This window comes from Pseudoxanthomonas sp. LjRoot125 (assembly GCF_964252705.1).
GTDB lineage: Bacteria > Pseudomonadota > Gammaproteobacteria > Xanthomonadales > Xanthomonadaceae > Pseudoxanthomonas_A.
The window spans coordinates 3,251,281-3,273,922 of record NZ_CAXUOY020000001.1 but is presented as its reverse complement, the minus strand read 5'-3'; the positions used below and the strand labels follow the sequence as shown (position 1 = coordinate 3,273,922).

The 22,642-nt window shown below is 68.1% G+C and carries 17 protein-coding genes; 12 read left to right on the top strand and 5 right to left on the bottom strand.

Annotation, left to right across the window (positions count from 1 at the left end; genetic code table 11):
• Positions 1-167: 167 nt before the first annotated feature.
• The 6 genes from ACSION_RS15330 to prpE all read left to right on the top strand — a co-directional run bounded on the left by ACSION_RS15330 (position 168) and on the right by prpE (position 8,514).
• Positions 168-665 carry a peptidylprolyl isomerase gene (locus tag ACSION_RS15330; RefSeq protein WP_093487344.1) on the top strand — a complete coding sequence of 166 codons (498 nt, stop codon included), beginning with the start codon at positions 168-170 and terminating at the stop codon, positions 663-665.
• A 54-nt stretch (positions 666-719) separates the two neighbouring features.
• The gene (locus ACSION_RS15325) at positions 720-1,496 is read left to right on the top strand and encodes a hypothetical protein (protein ID WP_435306613.1); all 777 of its coding nucleotides are present in this window, start codon (positions 720-722) and stop codon (positions 1,494-1,496) included.
• Positions 1,497-1,625: 129 nt separating this feature from the next.
• Entirely contained in the window at positions 1,626-2,828 is a 1,203-nt protein-coding gene (locus ACSION_RS15320; RefSeq protein WP_435306612.1) for a pyridoxal phosphate-dependent aminotransferase, read from the top strand.
• Between the two features lie 79 nt (positions 2,829-2,907).
• Positions 2,908-3,891 carry a malate dehydrogenase gene (locus tag ACSION_RS15315; protein ID WP_435306611.1) on the top strand — a complete coding sequence of 328 codons (984 nt, stop codon included), beginning with the start codon at positions 2,908-2,910 and terminating at the stop codon, positions 3,889-3,891.
• Positions 3,892-4,000: 109 nt separating this feature from the next.
• Positions 4,001-6,460: a prolyl oligopeptidase family serine peptidase gene (locus ACSION_RS15310; RefSeq protein ID WP_435306610.1), complete on the top strand. Its 2,460-nt coding sequence runs from the start codon at positions 4,001-4,003 to the stop codon at positions 6,458-6,460.
• Between the two features lie 152 nt (positions 6,461-6,612).
• Entirely contained in the window at positions 6,613-8,514 is a 1,902-nt protein-coding gene (gene prpE / locus ACSION_RS15305; protein WP_435306609.1) for a propionate--CoA ligase, read from the top strand.
• A gap of 1 nt (position 8,515) precedes the next feature.
• Here the strand turns inward: prpE and ACSION_RS15300 are convergent, their stop codons facing one another.
• Positions 8,516-9,916 (bottom strand): M14 family zinc carboxypeptidase, encoded by a 1,401-nt coding sequence (locus ACSION_RS15300; RefSeq protein ID WP_435306608.1) that lies wholly within the window; start codon positions 9,914-9,916, stop codon positions 8,516-8,518.
• A gap of 73 nt (positions 9,917-9,989) precedes the next feature.
• Entirely contained in the window at positions 9,990-11,207 is a 1,218-nt protein-coding gene (locus ACSION_RS15295) for a citrate synthase family protein (protein ID WP_435306607.1), read from the bottom strand.
• A 146-nt stretch (positions 11,208-11,353) separates the two neighbouring features.
• On the opposite strand from ACSION_RS15295, the gene prpB reads away from it, so the two are divergent.
• The 3 genes from prpB (at position 11,354) to ACSION_RS15280 (ending at position 14,073) form a co-directional block, all read left to right on the top strand.
• On the top strand, positions 11,354-12,238 hold the full coding sequence (gene prpB, locus ACSION_RS15290; RefSeq protein WP_435306606.1) for a methylisocitrate lyase: 885 nt from the start codon (positions 11,354-11,356) through the stop codon (positions 12,236-12,238).
• Between the two features lie 15 nt (positions 12,239-12,253).
• A complete protein-coding gene (prpC, locus tag ACSION_RS15285) occupies positions 12,254-13,408 on the top strand; it encodes a bifunctional 2-methylcitrate synthase/citrate synthase (protein ID WP_435306605.1) in 1,155 nt (384 codons plus the stop codon).
• Between the two features lie 167 nt (positions 13,409-13,575).
• Entirely contained in the window at positions 13,576-14,073 is a 498-nt protein-coding gene (locus ACSION_RS15280) for a hypothetical protein (protein ID WP_435306604.1), read from the top strand.
• A 16-nt stretch (positions 14,074-14,089) separates the two neighbouring features.
• On the opposite strand, the gene ACSION_RS15275 is transcribed toward ACSION_RS15280, so the two are convergent.
• The 3 genes from ACSION_RS15275 to ACSION_RS15265 all read right to left on the bottom strand — a co-directional run bounded on the left by ACSION_RS15275 (position 14,090) and on the right by ACSION_RS15265 (position 17,649).
• Positions 14,090-14,701 (bottom strand): glutathione S-transferase family protein, encoded by a 612-nt coding sequence (locus ACSION_RS15275; protein ID WP_435306603.1) that lies wholly within the window; start codon positions 14,699-14,701, stop codon positions 14,090-14,092.
• Between the two features lie 104 nt (positions 14,702-14,805).
• On the bottom strand, positions 14,806-15,261 hold the full coding sequence (locus tag ACSION_RS15270) for a cell wall hydrolase (RefSeq protein WP_056878852.1): 456 nt from the start codon (positions 15,259-15,261) through the stop codon (positions 14,806-14,808).
• A gap of 345 nt (positions 15,262-15,606) precedes the next feature.
• Complete coding sequence (locus ACSION_RS15265; protein ID WP_435306602.1) at positions 15,607-17,649, bottom strand: FAD-dependent oxidoreductase; 2,043 nt, start codon at positions 17,647-17,649, stop codon at positions 15,607-15,609.
• A 169-nt stretch (positions 17,650-17,818) separates the two neighbouring features.
• Here ACSION_RS15265 and ACSION_RS15260 point away from each other — a divergent pair, with 169 nt between their 5' ends.
• Genes ACSION_RS15260 through ACSION_RS15250 form a run of 3 tightly spaced genes read left to right on the top strand, consistent with a single transcriptional unit; the run spans position 17,819 to position 22,642 of the window.
• Positions 17,819-19,138, top strand: a complete 1,320-nt coding sequence (locus tag ACSION_RS15260; RefSeq protein ID WP_435306601.1) for a hypothetical protein — start codon at positions 17,819-17,821, stop codon at positions 19,136-19,138.
• Complete coding sequence (locus tag ACSION_RS15255) at positions 19,135-19,842, top strand: hypothetical protein (protein ID WP_435306600.1); 708 nt, start codon at positions 19,135-19,137, stop codon at positions 19,840-19,842. Before ACSION_RS15260 ends, ACSION_RS15255 begins: the two co-directional genes overlap by 4 nt.
• Positions 19,835-22,642 carry an ATP-binding protein gene (locus tag ACSION_RS15250; protein ID WP_435306599.1) on the top strand — a complete coding sequence of 936 codons (2,808 nt, stop codon included), beginning with the start codon at positions 19,835-19,837 and terminating at the stop codon, positions 22,640-22,642. The genes ACSION_RS15255 and ACSION_RS15250 overlap by 8 nt, the downstream gene beginning before the upstream one ends.

The window sequence follows — 22,642 nt, the reverse complement described above, 5'->3', positions numbered from 1 at the left end:
CTGATTTTCCGAATAACGCCAGAATGGATGCCGCCAACCGGGACGGAGCGCCCTTGAAATCGCCCCGGATCGTCGTGATCTGGGATTCAGACGGCGCCTGAACGGGCGTCTGCCTTCCTTGGCGATCCCTGCGGCCCGCCCCCTTTCTACCCCTGGAGAACCACCCGATGAGCCAGCTGACCGCCACTTTCGACACCTCGCGCGGCCCGATCACGATCGAGCTGTACCCCGACAAGGCCCCGCTGACGGTGGCCAATTTCGTGAACCTGGCCAAGCGCGGCTTCTACGACGGCCTGAACTTCCACCGCGTGATCCCGGACTTCATGATCCAGGGCGGCTGCCCGGAAGGCTCCGGCCGCGGTGGCCCGGGCTACCGCTTCGAGGACGAAACCACCAACGGCGTGCGCCATGAGCGCGGCGTGCTCTCCATGGCCAATGCCGGCCCCAGCACCAATGGCAGCCAGTTCTTCATCACCCACGTGCCCACTCCGTGGCTGGACGGCAAGCACACCGTGTTCGGCAAGGTCACCGAAGGCCTGGACGTGGTCGACGCGGTGAAGCAGGGCGACCTGATCACCAAGGTCACCATCGAAGGCGACGCGGAGGCCGTACTGGCCGCCAAGGCCGAGCGCGTGGCCGAGTGGAACCGCTTCCTGTCTGCGTAATCGAATGAAAGGGCCGGTCAGCGTACCGGCCCTTTCTTTTTGTGGAGCACCATCATGAAGGACCATTGCCGGCGCGCGTTGCGCGCCGCCCTGCTGCTGGCCGCCGCCCTGGCGCTGGGCGCGTGCAACAAGGGCACGGACACCCCGCCGAATCCCGTCGCAGCGACCGCCGTGGAGGCGTCGGCGGAGCACTTCCAGCAGAGCCTGGCAGGCCTGTGGAGCACGAATCACAGCGAAGGCGACGACGCCGAGACCCTCTACGCCATTGCCTGGCAGCCCGACGCCGGCCTGCAGGTCGTGCGTGACGGCGCCTGGCTGGATGGCAAGGTAGAGGACGTCGACCTCGACAATGGCACGCTGGCCCTGCACCTGACCTCCGACACCGGGCCCAGCGAGACGGTGACCCTGCGCAAGCTGCAGGACGAGAGCGGAAACGGCTTCACCCTGCGCTTTACCTGGGGCGCCGGCCAGACCGACGACCTGGGCTTCGTGCGCCGGCTGACCGAGCGCGATCGCAGCGAGCTTGCTGCTGCCGTGGCCGCGGCGCGAGCGCCGGATCCCGCGGCGGCATGCGAAACCGATGCCCCGGCGGGCAGCGTCCGCGCCACCCTGGTCTGCGGGCATGAGGAGTTCGGCGCGCTGGATGCCGGGATGCGAAAGCAGTTCAAGGAACTGGCGGATCGTTATCCCGACGGCGACCGCACGGTCCAGGCCGCTACCCGCCAGTTGGACGCCTGCGATACCCCCGCCTGCCTGCGTGCGGCATATGCGCAGTGGCAAGCGTATTTCGACGAGAACTACGACCTCGGCGACGTGGTGGATTACCAGTAACCGGGCCCTGCCGCGCGGACCGAGGTAGACCATGGGCTAGTCGGTCGCGGCGGGGTGTCGTGATACCATTTTGCGCCGCAAAAAAGACGGCGGCGACGCTCCCTAACCGTTTCCACGCGAGGTTGTGCAATGCCCCTGCTTGCCCGGCGCATCGATCGCGCCAAGCCAAGTGCGATCATGGCGGTGGCCGAAAAGGCCAAGAAGTTGAAGGCCGAAGGCCGCGACATCATCAGCTTTTCGATCGGTGTTCCCAATTTCCTGCCCGGTGACCACGTCTACCAGGCCGCGCGCGACGCGCTGGCGAAGGACTCCGGCCAGTACGGCAGCAACCGCGGCACCGACGCGCTGCTCGATGCGTTCCTACGGCACATCGAAGCGCTGGGCCTGACGGGCTACACGCGCGCCAACGTGTCCACCGGCATCGGCGCCAAGCACATCCTCTACAACCTGGCCGAGTCGCTGCTGGACGAGGGCGACACCATCGTCTATCCGTCGCCGTACTGGACGACCTACGCCGACATCGCCGACATCGTCAACGCCAAGGCGGTGCCGCTGCCGTGCCCGGCCAGCCAGGACTACAAGCTGACGCCCGCGCAGCTCGACGAAGCGCTGACGATCCACACGCCCAAGGTGTTCCTGTTCAACAACCCGTCCAATCCGACGGGCATGGTCTACACGCGCGAGGAAGTCGCCGCGCTGGCCGACGTGCTGGTGAAGCATCCGGAGACCTGGATCGTCACCGACGACATCTACAACCGCATGCTGTTCGACGGACTGGCCTACACGAACTTCGTGCAGGCGCGGCCGGAACTCCGCGATCGCACGATCTTCGTCGATTCGTTGTCCAAGACCTATGGCATGCCGGGATGGCGCGTGGGCTTCATGGCCGGTCCCGAGGTGGTCGCCAAGGCGCTGACCACGATGAATTCCAACCACATCACCAACGTGCCGGAAGTCGTCACCGCCGCGGCCATCGCCGCGCTGACCGGCCCGCAGGACGTGCCCGTGGCGAAGAACGCCGAATTCCAGGCCAAGCGCGACCAGGTGCTGGCCGCGATGGAAGCCATCCCGGGCGTGGTGTGTCCGCGTCCGCAGGGTGCGTTCTACGTGTTCCCCGACATCAGCTGCGCCTTCGGCAAGTCGCATGACGGCGTGAAGATCGAGAACGACGTCGACTTCTGCAATGCGCTGCTCGAAGCGAAGGGCGTGGCCTGCGTGCCGGGGTCGGCGTTCGGCGAGCCGCGTGCGCTGCGCATCAGCTACACCTGTCCGACGCCGCAACTCGCGCCGGGCCTGCAGCGTTTCCAGGAATTCTTTGCCGAACTGAAGTAACCGTTGCGTGGGCGCAGGCCCACTCTTTCCCCACGCGGTGGGCCGATGCCCACCCTACGAAACCCCGAGGAACCGCACCATGAAAACCCCCGTCCGTGTTGCCGTCACCGGCGCTGCTGGCCAGATCGGCTACGCGCTGCTGTTCCGCATCGCTTCCGGCGAAATGCTGGGCAAGGACCAGCCGGTCATCCTGCAGCTGCTGGAGCTGCCGCTGGAGAAGGCCCAGGCCGCGCTGAAGGGCGTGATCATGGAGCTCGAAGACTGCGCGTTCCCGCTGCTGGCCGGCATCGTCGGCACCGACGATCCGGAAGTCGCGTTCAAGGACGTCGACGTGGCCCTGCTGGTCGGCGCGCGTCCGCGCGGCCCGGGCATGGAGCGCAAGGACCTGCTGCTGGAGAATGCCAAGATCTTCACCGCCCAGGGCGCCGCGCTGAACAAGGTCGCCAGCCGCAACGTCAAGGTGCTGGTGGTCGGCAACCCCGCGAACACCAATGCCTACATCGCGATGAAGTCCGCGCCGGACCTGCCGTCGAAGAACTTCACCGCCATGCTGCGCCTGGACCATAACCGCGCGCTGTCGCAGCTGGCCAACAAGGCGGGTGTGGCCGTGGGCGACATCGAGAAGCTGGTGGTGTGGGGCAACCACAGCCCGACCATGTACCCCGACTACCGCTTCGCCACGGTCAACGGCCAGTCGCTGAAGGACAAGATCAACGACGCCGACTGGAACGCGAACACCTTCATCCCGCAGGTGGGCAAGCGCGGCGCCGCGATCATCGAAGCGCGCGGTCTGTCGTCGGCCGCTTCGGCCGCCAACGCCGCCATCGACCACGTGCGCGATTGGGTGCTGGGCAGCAACGGCAAGTGGGTGACGATGGGCATTCCGTCCGACGGCAGCTACGGCATCCCGGAAGGCGTGATGTTCGGCTTCGCCGTGACCACCGAGAACGGCGAGTACACGATGATCAAGGACCTGCCGGTCGACGATTTCAGCCAGAAGGCCATCGACAAGACCCTGGCCGAGCTGGAAGAAGAGCGCAGCGGCGTGGCGCACCTGCTCTGATAGCGGGCAGTTCGCACGCGATGGAGAAGGGGTGGCGCGAGCCGCCCCTTTTTTTGTCGTGTTACTTTCTGGTTTTCCTCAAAGGGGGTGGGTGATGCGGAAAGGAAGGATGTTGCTGGCGGTGGGATTGGCCCTGGCGATGCCGTCGTTGGCGGCGGCGCAGGAGGCGCGATACCTGCAGCCTCCCGAGCCGCTCCTGCAGGTGTTTCGTGCCCCGCTCAATCCATCGCCGTCGCTGGACCCCACGGGTACGCGCGCGATCCTGATCAGGCAGTCGCAGTATCCGCCGATCGCCCGTGTCGCCGAACCCTATCTCAAGCTCGCCGGCGTCCGCGTGGAGCCGCGGAACCACAGCCGCCACGATCGATCCAATGGCTACGGCATCCGGACCTGCCTGGAGAGCTTCAGCGTGCTGGAACTGGCCAGCGGCAAGGAAACCACGGTCGCGTTGCCCGCAGGCGCCTGTCCCGGCACGCCATCGTGGTCTCCGGACGGCACGCGCTTCTCGTTCGACAACACCACCGCTGATGGCGTGGAATTGTGGGTGGGCCGTGCCGCCGACGGACAGGTACGCCGCGTGGAGGGCGTGAAGCTCAACACGATCCTGGGTGGTGCGGTGCAATGGCTGGGCGACAAGCCCTCACTGCTCGTGAAGCGGGTGCCCACCGACATCGGCGCCGCGCCGGTGCGCTCCGCGGTCCCTCCGGGGCCGGAGATCAAGGAAGCGATCGCCGGCAAGGGCGAGAGCAGCACGTACGAAGCGCGCGACACCTTGTCCGGTCCCGAGGACGAGACCCTGTTCGACTACTACGCCACGTCGCAGTTGGCGGTGGTCGACGCCGACAGCGGCACAGTGACGCCGGTGGGCGCCAAGGCTGTGTACGGCGCCGTCGATGCAGCGCCGGATGGGCGCCATGTGCTGGTGGAAGTGCTGGCGCGTCCGTACTCCTACGTCACCACCTGGCAGCGCTTCGCCAAGGACTTGGGCGTTCTGGATTTGAGCAATGGGCGGGTGACGCCGGTAGCGAAGCTGCCGGTTGCCGACCGCGTCCCCGTGCGTGGCGTTCCCACCGGTCCACGCAGCCACGCGTGGCGCGCCAACCAGCCGGCGACCCTCGTATGGGCCGAAGCACTCGACGGCGGCGACTGGAAGAACGAAGTGCCGGCCCGCGATCGCCTGTTGATGCAGGCCGCACCGTTCACCGGCAAGCCGAAGGAAATCGCCCGCCTGAAGCAGCGCTACGCTGGCGTCGCGTGGTTCCGCGAAGGCGGCCGCGCGCTGACGCATGAGTACGATGCGAACCGCAACTGGCAGACCACCACGCTCGTCGACGTGGACAAGCGCGGCACGCCGGCGCGCGTGCTGTGGGACATGTCCAGCGATGAGCTGTACGCCGACCCCGGCAACCCGGAGTACGACCGACTCCCCAACGGCGCATGGGTACTGCGCGAGGAAGAGGGCGCGCTGTTCCTGAGCGGCATGGGCGCCACGCCGCTGGGCAACCGGCCGTTCCTCGATCGCTACCTGCTCAAGGACGGCAGCACGCGCCGCCTGTTCCGCAGCGACGCGACGGCGTATGAAGTCTTCGTCGGGTTCGAGGGGGACGACACCCGTCGCCTGCTTACCTGGCACCAGTCGCCCAAGGATCCGCCCAACCTGCAGCGCCGCATGCTCGGCGACGCCATCGAGGCCGCCAACCCGGCCGAAGCGACGGTGCGCTCGGAGATCGCGCCACTGACCCGCTTCCCGGATCCCACGCCGCAGGTGCGCGACATCAAGAAGCGCCTGGTGACTTACAAGCGCAAGGATGGCGTGGAGCTTTCCTTCACTCTGTACACGCCGCCGGGCTACAAGGAAGGCGAACGCGTTCCTGCGATCCTGTACGCCTATCCGATGGACTACGCCGATCCTTCGAAGGCCGGGCAGGTGAGCGGTTCGGAGCAGACCTTCACGCGCCTGTCGAACTACCGCCTGCTGTTGCTGGCTGGCTACGCGATCATCGACAACGCATCGTTCCCGATCGTGGGCGATCCGAAGACGGCTTACGACACCTATCTGGAGCAACTGGTGGCGAACGCGGAGGCTGCGGTCGACAAGGCCGTCGAACTCGGCGTGGTCGATCGCGATCGCATCGGCGTCACCGGGCACAGCCACGGTGCACTGATGGCGGCCAACCTGCTGGCGCACTCGGACATGTTCCGCGCCGGCGTGGCTTCCAGCGGCGGCTACAACAAGACGCTGACTCCGTTCGGCTTCCAGAACGAACGCCGCTCGTTCTGGGCGGCACCGAAGGTGTACGACCAGGCCTCGACGTTCTTCCACGCCGACAAGGTCAACGAGCCGCTGTTGATCGTGCATGGCAGCGACGACGCCAACCCGGGCACCGAGTCGCTGCAGTCGCCGCGGTTGTTCCAGGCCATCCGCGGCACGGGCGGCACGACACGACTGGTGATGCTGCCGTTCGAGCCTCATTGGTACACGGCGCAGGAATCGAACGAGCATTTCATCGCCGAGATGCTGGCCTGGTTCGACCGCTACGTGAAGCCTGAGCCCGCGACGCGGAAGTAAGGTCCCATCGTGGTGGCTTCAAGGAAACGCCGGGCTCATGCCCGGCGTTTTTTTTCGCGGGTGCGACGGAATGTCCCATGCGACCAAGGTAGGAAGGTGGCCACGGCAGGGCGGGTCTATGCTGGTCCCGGTGTCGGATCTGGGAGGTTCCCATGGCATACGAAGACGTCTATCGGCGCTCGATCGAGCAGCCCGAGGCCTTCTGGGGTGACGAGGCGAAGGCCATCCATTGGCACGTGCCGCCGCGGCAGGTGCTGGAGTACTCGCAGCCGCCGTTCCGTCGCTGGTTCGTCGGCGGCCAGACCAACCTCTGCTACAACGCAGTGGATCGCCATGTCGCCGAGCGCGGCGACCAACTGGCGCTGGTGGCGGTGTCCACCGAAACCGATGTCACCCGCGAAATCAGCTATCGCGAGCTGCACCGCGAAGTGAACGCCTTCGCGGCCGTACTCAAGCGGCTCGATGTCGGCCGTGGCGATCGCGTGGTCATCTACATGCCGAACATGGCCGAAGCCGTGTTCGCGATGCTGGCCTGCGCGCGCATCGGTGCCGTGCATTCGGTGGTGTTCGGCGGCTTCGCCGCGCACAACCTGGCCTTGCGCATCGACGACGCCCAACCGAAGCTGTTGATCGCCGCCGACGCGGGCAGTCGTGGTGGCAAGGTCATTCCGTACAAAGCGTTGGTCGACGAGGCATGCGCGAAAGCGAACACGCCCCCGGCCAAGGTGCTGATCGTGTCGCGCGGCCTGGATGCGGCCGAGCCGAAGGTCGCCGGCCGCGATGAGGACTACGCCACGTTGCGCGCCGCCGTCGGCGATGCCGAAGTGCCGGTCGAATGGCTGGAGTCGAACGAGCCCAGCTACTTGCTCTACACCTCCGGCACCACCGGCAAGCCGAAGGGCGTGCAGCGCGATGTCGGCGGGTATGCGGTCGCCCTCGCGCTGTCCATGCGCACGGTCTTCGATGTGGGGCCGGGGCAGGTGATGTTTTCCACGTCCGATGTCGGTTGGGCGGTGGGGCATTCCTACAACGTGTACGGCCCGCTGATCGTGGGCGCGACCTCGGTGCTCTACGAAGGCCTGCCGATCACGCCCGACGCCGGCATCTGGTGGGCGTTGTGCGAGCAGTACGGCGTGCGCACGATGTTTTCCTCGCCGACGGCGGTGCGCGTGCTGAAGAAGCACGACATCGATTTCATCAAGCGCCACGACCTGTCCGAGCTGAAATACCTGTTCCTCGCGGGCGAGCCGCTCGACGAGCCGACGGCGCACTGGATCACCGATGCGATCGGCAAGCCGGTGATCGACAACTACTGGCAGACCGAGACCGGATGGCCGGCGCTGACGCTGCTGCCGGGCCTGGACATGAAGCCCGTGCGGTTCGGCTCGCCCGGGTTCCCGAACCTCGGTTACAAGATGAAGGTGATCGACGAAAGTACCGGCGAGGAGGTCGGACCCGGCCAGAAGGGCGTGCTGGTCATGGCGCCGCCGTTGCCGCCCGGGTGCATGACGACGATCTGGAACGACGACGCGCGCTTCCTCTCCAGCTACTTCAGCCACTTCAAGGAATTGCTGTACAGCTCGCTGGATTGGGCGATCCGCGACGCGGACGGCTATACCTTCATCCTCGGCCGCACCGACGACGTCATCAACGTGGCCGGCCATCGATTGGGCACGCGCGAGATCGAGGAATCCGTTTCCGGCTTCCCGGCTGTGGCGGAGGCCGCCGTGATCGGCGTGGCCGACGAACTGAAGGGCCAGGTGCCGGTGGTGTTCGCGACGCTGCGCCAGGCCACCGACGAACCGCACGAACGCGTGCAGGCCGCCGATGGCATGCGACGCACGGTGGAGCAGAGCCTGGGCGCGGTCGCGCGGCCGGCGCGCGTCTACATCGTCAATGCGTTGCCGAAGACGCGCTCGGGAAAACTGCTGCGGCGCTCGCTGCAGGCGCTGGCGCAGGGCGCGGATCCGGGCGACCTGTCCACGCTCGACGACCCGAACGCGCTGGAGGAAGTGAAGCGCGCGCTGCAGCGCGGCCCGGACGTCGGTAGCTGATTCAGGGCTTCGGCGGGGACGGCGTCGCCGGGTCCACGCTGCCATCCAGCGTCCATACCACGTCGCGGCCCTGCGGATCGCGACTGAGCACGAAATGCGCGCTGGCGCCGGGTGTCAGCGGCAGGGGCGAGGGCGGTTCGTCGTTGTCGCCGTCATCGTTCGCTTCGATCAGCGTGCGTTCGCCCGCATGCCCCGGCAGCGGCACGATGAACAGTCCTTGTGCGTCGATGCGACGCCGCGCCTTCATGTTGCCCAGGTCGCCCACGCCGGCGATCGCGCCGTCGGTTTCCGCCAGCGGATTGCGGAAGTTGACCAGCAGGTCGGCCTTTGTCGGCGGACGCCCCGGCACCGACAGCGTGCCGCCACGCAACAACAGATCGGGCCACACATCGCCGTTCTCCGGCAGTTCGCGGTAGAGCCCATGCGGCACGCCCGCGTGGCTGCCGGTCGCGATGCTGTCCAGCGCGGCCACCAGGCCAAGGAAGTAGAGCTTGCGCAGACGCTGTTTCTGCACGTCGCCTTCGATGCCCCCGGCTTCGATCAGTACCGTGCTGGCGCCCCACTGCGTGGTGAGGTCGCCGAATGCGCGCGGGTCGAAGCTTTCGTCCCAGCGTGCGATGTGGCCGGCCAGGTAGGGCTCCAACGCCGTGCGGATCACGCCGGCCACTTCGATGGCGCGCGTGCGCACATCGTTGACGTCGGCCGCGTGGTTGTACGGCGGCGACAGCAGCGCGATGGCGGTGCCGCGATCGGAATCGCCGGCGCGATAGCCGACGCGCTGGTCATGCAGGTTGAAGCCGTACATCGGCTTCACCCGGTCGTACAACGCCTTCAGCGTGCGCGCTTCCGGCGTCGCCAGCATGCGCGCATCGCGGTTGATGTCGATGCCCTGCACGTTGCGACGCTGGAAACGCGCGGCACCGTCGGGATTGAGGATGGGCAGGACGTGCAGCGTGGTGCTCGCTCGCAACGCCTTCACCTGCGGATCGTCCGGATGTTCGCCGAGGAAGCGGAACAGGTCCGCCAGCACCATCGAAGCCGTGCTCTCGTCGCCATGCATCTGCGACCACAGCAGCACCTGCGTCTCGCCTTCGCCCCAGCGCACGTGGCGCAGCGGACGATTCTCCACGCTGCGGCCGATGTCCTCCACGTGGAAACCGCGCGAGCGTTCCAGCAGCGGTGCGGCGACCGTCCACCAGTGCTCTGCCGTGAATACGCGGTTATCCAGCCCGGCCGCGCGCAGGTCGCCGTCGTAGCGCGCATCGAGCGCCGCCAACCACACGGGCGGAGGCGGCACTGGCGTGGAGACCGCAGTCGATGTGTGCGGGTTGGAAGCGTTCCGGGCGATGGTGGTCGGGGTCATCATCGTCAGCAGCAGGCACAGGACGAGGGCAGGGCGCATTGCAAGCGATACGGTGGACGGACGTTCGAAGGGTCCCTGCATGCGTCCGCGATGTCAAACCCGCGCGCGGGCGTCACGCCGGTGGCGTGATGCCGGTGTAGCTGGCGCGCGGACGGATCAGGCGGCCCTGCGCCTGTTGTTCCAGCGCGTGCGCCAACCAGCCGGCGAGGCGGCCCGCGGCGAACATCACCAGCGCGGGCGTCGCCGGCAGGCGGTTGAGGTGGCAGATCGCCGCAAGCATGAAGTCGATGTTCGGGCGCAGGCCGCTGATGTCTTCGGTGGCGGCGATCAGCGTTTCCAGTGCGGCCATTTCGCGCTCGCCTGCGTGGCGCTCGCGTGCGCGCGCCAGCAGCTCGTTGCCGCGCGGATCACCCTGCGGGTACAGCGCATGGCCGAAGCCTGGAAGATCATCGCCACGCTGCCAGCGCTCGCTGATGAAGCGGCGCGCGTGGCCGGCTTCACGGGCATCGGCAATGAGTGCGTACGCACGCGCCGTCGCGCCGCCATGGCGCGGCCCGGACAGCGCGGCGAGGCCGCTGCAGACGGTGGCGTGCAGGTGTGCGCCGGTGGAGGCGACCACGCGCGCCGCGAAGGCCGAGACATTCAGTTCGTGGTCTGCGCACACGACCAGCGCGGCACGCACGAGGTCGGCGAACCCGTCGTCGCCCGGATGCCAGGCCTGCGCGAGCACGCGATGCACCGGCGCGCCGGAAGGCGGCTGTGCGACCAGCAGCGCCGCGTTGTGGCGCAGCAGTCCGGCGGCGATCTCGTGGCGCACGCGGGGCGCCGAATTGAAGGAGTGGCGCACGTCCAGCGCCAGCAGCGGGATCGCCGCCATCGCGCGCTCCAGCGGCGGTAGCGAGGCATCGGAGGCGAGCGGCGCGACGACCGCCGGCCACGGGGTCGACGAAGGCGCGGCGAACGGGTCCTCCTCGCCGCAGTCCCAGAGTTGCCGCGCGACGTCTTCCAGCGTGGCGCCGTCGTGGACCATGCCGATCGCCGAACGACCGCGGTAGTAAGGGCCATCCGGGCGGATCAGGGAGATCTGCGTCTCCAGCACCGGCAGGCCCCGGTCCAGGCTCTGCGCGGCACCGCGCGCCGCGCCGCGCCCCACCTGCTTGCGCTGGGCCAGGCGCTCCACGTCCTGGCGCAGGTAGAGGCGGCTGCGGTGGTCCTTGCCCGGGCGGGATTCCAGCAGACCGCGGCTGACGTAGGCGTACAGCGTGGCCTGGCTGATGCCCAGCAGGCGGCAGGTGTCGCGGGCGGACAGGAGGTCGGTCGCGGAGGCCATCGAGAAATATTGATTCGTTCGATCAAGATTGATCAACCCTGAGGATGGTGCCAGATTTGCGTCCCGAAGAGGGGCGTACCCTTCACGCACCTCCGGCAACGGCCCCAGGCCGAGGCCGCTCGCTGACCGATGAGGAGTCACGTCGCATGAGCACCCCGTCCGCAGGCGCGCAGTTCCGCGCCGCGCTCGCCGCCGAATCGCCCCTGCAGGTGATCGGCGCGATCAACGCCAACCACGCCCTGCTCGCCAAGCGCGCCGGCTACAAGGCGATCTACCTGTCCGGCGGCGGCGTCGCCGCAGGGTCGCTGGGCCTGCCCGACCTGGGCATCAACACGCTGGAAGACGTGCTGATCGACGTGCGCCGCATCACCGATGTCTGCGACCTGCCGCTGATGGTCGACATCGATACCGGCTTCGGCCCCAGCGCGTTCAACATCGAGCGCACGGTGAAGTCGCTGATCAAGGCCGGCGCTGCCGCATGCCACATCGAGGACCAGGTGGGCGCCAAGCGTTGCGGCCATCGCCCGGGCAAGGAAATCGTGTCGGCCGGCGAGATGGTCGATCGCGTGAAGGCGGCCGCCGATGCGAAGACCGATCCGGACTTCTTCCTGATCGCGCGCACCGACGCCATCCAGGTCGAAGGCGTGGACGCCGCCATCGAGCGCGCCATCGCCTGCGTCGAGGCCGGCGCGGATGGCATCTTCGCCGAAGCCGCCTACGACCTGCCCACCTATCAGCGTTTCGTCGATGCGGTGAAGGTGCCGGTATTGGCCAACATCACCGAGTTCGGCAAGACGCCGCTGTTCACCCGCGACGAACTGGCCTCGGTCGGCGTGGCGATCCAGCTGTATCCGCTGTCGGCGTTCCGCGCGATGAACAAGGCCGCGGAGAACGTGTACGAAGCGATCCGCCGCGACGGCCACCAGAAGAGCGTGATCGACAGCATGCAGACGCGCGAGGAGCTGTACGACCGCATCGGTTACCACGCCTTCGAGCAGAAGCTCGATACCCTGTTTTCAGCAAAGAAGTGACGTAGGGAGTCCACCATGAGCGAAACCACACCCGCACCCGGCTTCAAGCCGAAGAAATCCGTCGCCCTGTCCGGCACCGCGGCAGGCAACACCGCGCTGTGCACCGTCGGCCGCAGCGGTAACGACCTGCATTACCGCGGTTACGACATCCTCGATATCGCGACGACCAGCGAATTCGAGGAAGTCGCCTACCTGCTGGTGCACGGCAAGCTGCCCAACCGCGCCGAGCTGGCCGCCTACAAGGCCAAACTGAAGTCGCTGCGCGGCATCCCGGCCGCGGTGAAGGCCGCGCTGGAAGAGCTGCCGCCGTCCGCGCACCCGATGGACGTGATGCGCACCGGCGTGTCGATCCTCGGTTGCGTATCGCCGGAGAAGGACGACCATAACCATCCCGGCGCGCGCGACATCGCCGACAAGCTGATGGCCTCGCTGGGTTCGATGCTGCTGTACTGGTACCACTGGAGCCACAACGGCCGCGCGATCGACGTGGAGACCGATGACGATTCCATTGGCGGCCACTTCCTGCACCTGCTGCATGGCGAGAAGCCGCGCGAGTCCTGGGTGCGGGCGATGCATACCTCGCTGATCCTGTACGCCGAGCACGAGTTCAACGCGTCCACCTTCACCTGCCGCGTCATCGCCGGCACCGGCAGCGACATGCATTCGGCCATCGCCGGCGGCATCGGTGCGCTGCGTGGCCCGAAGCACGGCGGCGCGAATGAAGTGGCCTTCGAAGTGCAGAAGCGCTACGAATCGCCCGACGAAGCGGAAGCCGACATCAAGGCGCGCGTGGAGCGCAAGGAAGTCGTGATCGGCTTCGGCCATCCGGTGTACACCACCGGCGACCCGCGCAACGACGTCATCAAGAACGTGGCGAAGGATCTTTCCGCCGAGCAGTCGAGCATGAAGATGTACGACATCGCCGAGCGCCTGGAATCGGTGATGTGGGACATCAAGAAGATGTTCCCGAACCTCGACTGGTTCAGCGCGGTCAGCTACCACATGATGGGCGTGCCGACGGCGATGTTCACCCCGCTGTTCGTGATCGCACGTACCAGCGGCTGGAGCGCGCACGTGATCGAGCAGCGCATCGACGGCAAGATCATCCGCCCGAGCGCGAACTACACCGGCCCGGAAGACCTCGCCTTCGTGCCGATCGACCAGCGCTGACGCCAGCGCCGCCGTCCCGCGGGGCCGTTTCGACGAAGGTCGGGCGGCCCCGTGTCGTTTGTGTGACCCGCGTGGCAGCCGCACATGGGCGCGTCGGGGTACTACTGGCGGACAGGGGAACGTCGTAGCCGCGGGAGGGGCCCGCCGCGCGTCGTTGGGGGGATGCCATGCAGACCAGATGGTGCAAGACCGAGGCCGGACGCAACGAAATCCAGCAACGCACGCGCAAGCTGCCGGCGGGGCTGCGTTCGATCCTGCTGCTGGTCGATGGCCAGCGCAGCGACGACGAACTGCAGGCGATGATGAGCGGCCTGCATGCGCCCGACGATGCGCTCGGCCAACTGGCGACGGACGGACTGATCGAACGCCGCTCCGGCGCCGCCTCGATGCTGGCTGCAGTGGCCGCCACCAAATCGAACGACGGTGCGCCCCCGGTCATCATGACCTCCGCCGAACGCTACAACCTGCTGTATGCGCGCATTACCGACGACATTCGTTCGCACATCGGCCTGAAAGGCTACTTCCTGCAACTCAAGGTCGAGCGCTGCGCGAATGCCGACGATCTGGAAGCGCTGCTGCCCGATGTCGCCACCGCGATGACGAAGGCGCGCGACCACACCTTCGCCACGCGGTGGCTTGAGGACGTGCGCGCGTCGTTGGGCTGACGCGCGCCGCGCAGGATCAGGAAAGGCCTTCGGCCTTCAACGCGGCCTGCACGCCGGCATCGGCCTCCATGCGCTGCTTGAACGCGGCGAGATTCTGCAGGCCCGACAGGTCCACGCCCGTGCGGTCGGCCCAGCGCAGCGTGATGTAGAAGTAGGGATCAGCGAAGCTGCGGAAGCCGGCCAGCCAGTCGCGGCCTTGCAACTGCCTGTCCGCCTGCTCGAACAAGCCGCGCAGGCGCTTGCGCGCCGCGTCCTTCACCGCATCGAACTGCGTGTCGTCGCCGATGAAGCGGGCCGGTCCGAACAGCGGATGGAACGCCGGGTGCACGTCGGAATTCACGAAGGACAGCCACTTCGCCGCCATCGCGCGCTGCTGTGGCGAACCGTCGCCGGCCAGGTGCGCCTGCGGATACGTGTCGGCGATGTAGCCCATGATCGCGGCGTTCTGGGTCAGCACGAAGTCGCCATCGACGATCGCCGGCACCGCGCCGGTGGGATTGATCGCCAGGTAGGCCGGCTCCTTCATCTCGGCGGCCGTCATCACCTGCACGTCGAACGGCTGGCCCGTCCACTGCAGTGCGATGTGGTCGGCGGTCGAGCACGCGCCGGGCTTGGTGTAGAGCTTCATGGTGTCCCCTGGGAAAAAGAAAGGCCCGCGATTATCGCGGGCCTTGAATGTTTCCAGCGTGATGCGCGGTGCAACGGATCGTCGCGCCACGGCGGCTTGCCGTCTTACGAGCGCGGCTTGAGCTTCTGCACGCGCAGGAACGTGTGGTCGCCGATCGTCGCCACGTGATAGGCATTGCGCCAGCTCGGGCTGGCGATCTGGTGCGCCATGAAGTGGCTGGCACCGGGCACGATTTCCTTGCGCTGGCCGGGCGGCAGGGCCCAGTTGCGTTCGGCGTTCAGGGCGACGCTGACCGACTTGGCCCAGGCATCCGCGTTCTTGAGGCGGGTGTTGGGGCCGACGATGGTCGGGGCGAACTGCTTGCGGGCGGTCACCACGGAGCAGACGGAGTCGCCCCACAGGCCGCTGTCGCGGCGGCGCAGGGCCACTTCGGCGACGGCCTGCTGGCCGCGGAGGGTCTGGTCGCGGGCTTCCAGGTAAACGGTGGTGCTGAGGCAAAGCGAATCGGCGGCCGGCTGCGGCAACATCTGCGACAGCCATAGGATCCAGGCCAGTTTCATGGGAACTCCTTGCTCCGTCTTTCCCGCGCCCCTGCCTCTCCCGTTACGCAGGGAATGACATCGATGGGACGCGGCAGGGCGTTATGGGGAGGCAGCCGTCACACGGGCTGCCCGGGGGACCGGCAAGGCCGGACCAAGAAGGGGTCCGAGCGCCGGGCTCAGCCCGCCTGAACTGGGCGGCGGGCCGGAAAGTGCGCGCAAGGTAGGGGGGGGCGGCCCAACTCGGCCTGAACGGGCCGGCTTGACTCGGCCCCCCCGGGTCTGGCTGGAAATTGTGAGGTGCGTCGCAGGCCGAGGGGGCGGAAACCAGGTTTCCGACCCTGCTCCCGGTGCCTCTCGGCGCGATTACAGGCGTGCCGCCAGCCGGCTGCCCTGATCGATGGCGCGCTTGGCATCCAGCTCGGCGGCGACATCGGCGCCACCGATCAGGTGCGCCGTCCGACCGGCGGCCAGCAGGGCGGCCTGCAGCTCGCGCCGCGGCTCCTGGCCGGCGCAGACCACGACGTGGTCGACGGGAAGCAGCTGTTCGGTGGCGTCCACCTTGATGCGCAGGCCGGTGTCGTCCACGCCCACGTATTCCACGCCGCCCAGCATCTTCACCTGCTTGGCCTTCAAGGTGGCCCGGTGGACCCAGCCGCTGGTCTTGCCCAGGCGGGCGCCCGGCTTGCCCGGGCTGCGCTGCAGCAGCCAGACCTCGCGCGCCGGTGGCTCCGGCTGCGGGCGTGCCAGGCTGCCGCGGGCCTCGAAGGTCGGGTCCACGCCCCATTCGGCCATCCAGCGGGCCGGGTCCAGCGAAGGGGAATGGCCTTCGTGGGTCAGGTACTCGGCGACGTCGAAGCCGATGCCGCCCGCCCCGATCAGCGCGGCGCGTGCGCCCACGTTCACCCGGCCCGACAGCACGTCCACGTAGCTGACAACCTTGGCGTTGTCGGCGCCCGGGAAGGCGACCCGGCGGGGCGTGATGCCGGTCGCCAGCACGACTTCGTCGAAGCCGGCCAGGTCGGCCGCCGTCGCCACCGTCGACAGTTTCACTTCCACACGGGTCTCTTCCAGCCGGTGGTGGAAGTAGCGCAGTGTTTCGTGGAACTCCTCCTTGCCCGGGATCCGCTTGGCGTAGTTGAACTGTCCGCCGATCTCGTCGGCCGCGTCGAACAGGGTCACCCGGTGGCCGCGCTCGGCGGCGACCGTCGCGCACGCCAGGCCGGCAGGGCCGGCACCGACCACCGCGATGGTCTTCGGCGCGAACGTCTTCTTATAGGTGAGGTCGGTCTCGTGGCAGGCGCGCGGGTTGACCAGGCAGCTGGCGAGCTTGTTCTCGAAGACGTGGTCCAGGCAGGCCTGGTTGCAGGCGATGCAGGTGTTGATCGCCTGTGGCGTGCCGGCGCGCGCCTTGGCCGTCCATTGCGGGTCGGCCAGCAGCGGGCGCGCCAGCGACACCATGTCGGCCTTGCCGGCGGCGAGGATGCCTTCGGCGACCTCGGGCATGTTGATGCGGTTGGTCGCCACCAGCGGCACGCGCACATGCGGCTTGAGCTTGGCGGTCACGTCCACGAACGCCGCGCGCGGGACCGAGGTGACGATGGTCGGCACGCGCGCTTCGTGCCAGCCGATGCCGGAATTGATGATCGTCGCGCCCGCGGCTTCGACAGCCTTGGCCTGCTGGACGATCTCGTCCCACTGGTTGCCGTCTTCGACCAGGTCCAGCAGCGACAGCCGGTAGATGATGATGAAGTCCGGCCCCACCGCCTCCCGCACGCGCCGCACGATCTCCACCGCGAAGCGCATGCGCTTCTCCGGGGTTCCGCCCCAGGCGTCGTCGCGCTTGTTGGTGCGCGGCGCGGTGAATTCGTTGATGAAATAGCCTTCCGAACCCATGATCTCGACGCCGTCGTAACCGGCGTCGCGGGCCAGCTTCGCCGCATTGGCATACGCGCTGATCTGGCGTTCGATTCCGCGGGCCGACAGCGCGCGCGGGGTGAACGGATTGATCGGTGCCTTGAGCTTCGACGGCGCCACGGTCAGCGGGTGGTAGCCGTAGCGGCCGGCGTGGAGCAACTGGGCGCAGATCTTCGCCCCATGCTCGTGGACCGCCTTGGTCACGAACTTGTGCGGCCGCGCCTCCCACGGCCACGACAGCTTGCCGCCGAACGGCTTCAGCCAGCCCACCAGGTTGGGGGAAAAGCCACCGGTGACGATCAGGCCCACGCCGCCCGCCGCGCGCTCGGCGAAATACGCCGCCAGGCGCGGGAAATCCTTCGCCCGGTCCTCCAGGCCGGTGTGCATCGAGCCCATCAGCACCCGGTTGCGGACCGTGGTGAAACCCAGGTCCAGCGGGGTGAACAGGTGGGGGTAGAGCGTGGAGTCGTTGGCGGAGGCGGTCGACGTCATGCGGGCGATGGATACGCGTGCGTATGGAAAGGGCGAACGATGCCGCGCCGGGGCGTCCGACGCAAGCGGCATCCGCGGCGCGAAGCAGGGCACAGACCCGGCCGGCTTGCAAGAGTTGTCCGGCGCCGGCGGCTCGGGGACCATGGGCCACCCAGGTTCCCGGCCCTTCATGGATACCGCCTCACCGCCCCTGCACGACTACCTGCGCGCCGGCATCGCCGCCGCGGACCTGCCGGACCTCCACCCCCTGCTCAACGCCCGCGACCTGCTGCGGGCCTTCTCGACGCTGTTCCACGGCGGCGAGGAGAGCGTCATGGTGCGCCTGCTGGTCCTGCGTACCATCGGCGAGCGCGGGCAGGCGCCGGACTGGTCGCCGCAGGAACTGCGCGACCAATTCGCCTATTTGGACACGGTCAAGTTCGACACCGTGCTCGGCCGCCTGCGCGAGAACGGCTTGCTGCTGTGGGACGCCCCCAGCCAGCGCTACCGCATCAGCCCGGTGGGTCGGCAGGCGTTGGCCTCGATCGGCCTGCTGCTGCAGTTCAACCGCGAAGGCGACGAGCTGGCCTACGTCACCGCGCAGCTGGCCGCGGGCCAGGCGATGGGCCGTGTGGGTGCCGACGATCTGCAGCACTTGTTGTCGCGGCTCAACGAATTGCGCGAAGACTTCGACCAGGCGGTGCTGAGCGGTTCCGAGCACCGCATCCAGCGCGCCGCCGATACCTTGCAGTCGGTCTGGCAGTGGGTGGAGAAGGGCACCGCGCTGATCCGCGACATCGCCGCCGACGGCGAGCTCGACACCGCGACGCATCGGGTGGCCCAGCAGATCGGTCGCGCGCAGAGCGCGTTGCTGCGGCAGGCATCGGTGTTCCAGCGTGCGCTCAACCAGCTCGACCGCCACCGCGTGCACCTCGGCGCCAGCGGCCTGTCGTCGTCCGACGTGAACCGCTACCTCCGCGCGCTCGATGTCGCCGCACTCGCGGACCTGGCGGACGATGTGCTCGCGCGGATGCCGCAACCGGCGTTCGCACTGGGACCCATCGCGCTGGACGTGGCCGAATACGAACTGGTCGAGCGCGAGCGCGCCGCACAGGAGGATGCCTCGTTGCCGCCGGCGCAGGCCGCGCCCGTGGACACGCAGGCGCCGGTCGTGCAGCACGACTACGGCCATGCCGAGCAGTGGTTCGACCAACTCACCGCGCTCGACACCGAAGCGCCGCTGTCGGACTGGGTGCCGCAGGACAGTTTCGCTGTCAGCGCATACCGGTTGTCGCTGCTGGGCCTGATCGGAGACGCCGGTGCGGAGAATCGCAACGGCGTGGCCGCATCGCTCGCGCAGCTGCCGATGCAGTGGCATGTCGATGCCGAATTCGAATCCGTGCAGCGCGCCGGCGTGGCCTACATGAGCCGCGGCCGCCTGCTGCCGCAGGCACCCCAAGCGCAGACCGAACCTGCGCCTTCCCGCAAGAAGAAAGCCCGTACCGCATGAATGACCCCATCGCTTCCCTGATCGCCCGGTTGCTGGCCGAGCGCTGGCTGCCGCGCGAGGACCGCGCCGTGCGCCAGGTGCTCGTCGACGCCGACCTGCGTGACGACCTGGACCGCCGCCTCGCCGCCGCCGGCCTGCGCCTGCTGGAACATCCTTACGCCGCATATGTCGCGGTCGGCATCGCGCGCCAGCAAGAGAGCGAGGTGTTCGGCCACGGTGACGCGTGGGCGGCCAGCAACCTCTCGCTGGGGCGCGATGCCATCGCGCTGCTGGTGGTGCTGTGGGCCCTGCTGGTGCTGCCCAAACGCCAGCGCCAGATCGCGCGCCAGGAAGGCGAGCGGCAGCACGAACAGGAACAGATGTTCGCCGAACTGAAGCCGGTGCCGGTCGGTAGCGACATGATCGAACCGCTCAACGAACGCACGCTGCTGGCGGACTTCGCCGACCGTCTGGGCGGCAAGGGGCGCGTGCAGATGAGCCTGGGCACCTTGCAGCGGCACGGTTTCATCGTGCGGCGTCGCGAGCGGATCCAGGAGGGACCATTGCTCGACCTGGCGTTCGACTATGAGCGGATCGCCAGCCGCGTGATGGATGGCGCGCTTGCGCACGTGATCGAAGAAGCACGCGCCTCGCAGGCGAACGCGCCCGAGGTGCCGGTGGACGACAGCATGGACGAAGCGAACGAGGAGCAGGCCGATGTTTGAGTTCCGCAGCCTCGAAGTCGTCCACTGGGACTACTGGCAGCGCTACACGTTGCCGCTGGATGCCTCGATCATCACCGTCGTGGGGCCCAACGGCTCGGGCAAGACCACGTTGCTCGATGCGCTGCGCACGCTGCTGGCCATCGATGACCGCGACATGGCCCGCGACTACAAGACCTACCTGCGCCACAACGGCAAGCCATACGCCTGGCTGCGCGCGGTGGTGAGCAATCCCGTCGACCGGCGAGGCAAGCGCGCGTTCTTCCCGCACATGGACGAGCAGGTGACCATCGCATGCCGGATCCGCAAGCGCGGTGGAGACTGGTCGCGCGACTACCAGATCGTCGCCGGCGATGTGCCGGTTGAAACGCTGGACCAGGGCGGCGACTGGCTGGGCGTGCGCGACTATCGCGTGCGCCTGGCGGGCGCCGGTCTGAGCCGCGCGATCTGCCGCGTGCTGACGCTGGAGCAGGGCGCCACCGACAAGCTGTGCCAGCTGTCGCCGCGCGAACTGCTGCAACTGGTGTTCGACGTGTTCGAAGACAAGGCGGTGCTGGACGACTACCAGCGCGCCCGCAACGAGCAGTTCGATGTCGAGAAGGAGATCACGCAGCTCCAGCAGGGTCTGGCCGAGTTGCATGTCAGGCTGGAGTCGTCGCGCGCCGACGTGCGCTCGTTTGAGGATGGCCTGTCGCTGCGCTCGCAGCGCAACCGGCTGCAGACCGAGATCGCACCGAAGGTGGAACTCGCGGACCAGCGCGCCACCATCGAGGGCGCGCGTCCGCGCCTGACCGGCCTGCGTCGCGCGCTGCGCGAACGCCAGCGCGCGCACGCGAACCTGCTGGCGCAGGAAGTGGCTGCCCAGTTGCAGCGCGATCGTGCAGGGGGAGAACTCGCCGAGACCAAGGCGCGCCTGAAACAGGCCGAGCACGCCTTCACCCAGGCACGCGACCACGCGCGCGATGCCGAATCGCTGGTGCGCCGACATGACGAACTCGCGAAACTGCAGGCCGAACGCGGCAGCGACGACGTGGATGCGCTGACACGCGCGCTGGAAGACGGACGTCGCCGCCAGGCCGAACTGAAGCTGGAGGCCGAACGCGACCGGCAGCGGGGTGGCGAGATCGCCGCGCAGATGGCGGCGTTGAGCGGTGGCGGCCGGGTGGTGGAAGCCTTCGAACGCGATTTCCGCGTCGCACTCGATCGCGAAGGCATCGCGCATCGCGTGCTGACCGAGATGGTCGACGTGGTGGATCGCGACTGGGCGGTGGCGGTGGAAGCGGTACTCGCGCCGTATCGCCACCTGGTGCTGCTGGAGCACCCCAAGGACGCTCGCGAAGCCTGGCGTCTCGGCGAACGCATGCAGTACCGCCACTTCGTCGTCGCCGACCGCGCGCCGGTGGAGAAGGCGACGAAAGGCTCGCTGCTGGAAGTCGTGCGCTTCTCCGAGGATCCGCCCGCCTGGCTGCCGCGCCACCTCGACCGCATCCAGCGCGTCGCCGACGTGGAAGCGGGCCATCGCCTGCCGAAGGGCCAGGACTGGATCACGGCGCAGGGTTACCTGCGCGAGCAGCGTGGCGGTCGCCACGTCGGCGGCGGTGCGCACCATTTCGGCGCGGGTGCCCGCCAGGCGAACCTGGTGTCGCTGCGCTCCGAGCAGGCGATGCTCCAGGACCGGGCGCAGCAGCGTGAAGACGCCCTGGCGACCCTGCGCAAGCAACTGGACGCCGCGCAGTCGCGCTTGCTGGGCCTGGACGCCGGCCAGGAACTGGTGACGCGTGCGGCGGAGTTCGCCGACGCCTCGGAACGCCTCCCGGCACTGGCGGATGCCGCGGCCCAGGCGGCCGCGATGTTGGCCGACGCCCGCCAGCAGCTCGACGCGCTGGAGGTGCAGGACAAGGCCGAAGGCATCGCCGCGGCCAGCCGCGCCGGCGAGATCAAGGCGCTTTCGGGAGAATTGCACGAGCGTGGCCAGCAGATCGGCCAGGAACGCCTGGCGCTCGCGCAGCGGATCGTCGACTTCCGCAAGCGCCGTGCGCAGATGCCCGTGGCGTGGCGCGGCGCAGCGGCGCTACGTGCGGCGCGCGAGGAGTACGAAAGCGCCAGTGCGGTGCGGCGTGAACTCGAACGCATCGACGAGCGCATCGCGCGCGGCGGTTATGTCGAGGACGAGGGGTGCGTCGCGCTGCGCGACAAGTTCGCGGCCGACCACGCAGGACTGGAAGCCGCCATCGGCAAGCGCGAAACCCACTTGCATCGTGCGCGCCGCCTGACCGAAGAAGCACGCGGCGCCTACATCAACGTGCTGCGTGCCACCGTGCGTCGCTACAAGCGCAACTTGGCCTCGCTCGGCGAACTGGCCGGCATCGGCGTGGATGCGGAACTGCCCGAACTGGTGAACGAAGACACGGCGCTGGCGCAGGCGGGCCTGACGGTGCGCTTCGATTTCGATCGCAAGGGTTGGATCGGCCTGGACGATGGCGAAGCCTCGGGCGGCCAGCAGGTGATGAAGTCGCTGCTGTTGCTGGTCGCGCTGCTGCGCGACGAGGAGCAGCCGGGCGGCTTCGTCTTCATCGACGAACCGTTCGCGCACCTGGACGTGGCCAACATCGAGAAGGTCGGCCGTTTCCTGCGCTCGACCGACGCGCAGTACATCCTGACCACGCCGATCACCCACAACGTGAACGTGTTCGAGCCGTCCGACTTGGTGCTGGCGACCAGCAAGCGTCGCGCCGCCAGTGCGTGGGCGGAGCCGGTGGCGGTGTTGAAACGCGACCGCAGCGGAGATGCAGCGGCGGCCTGA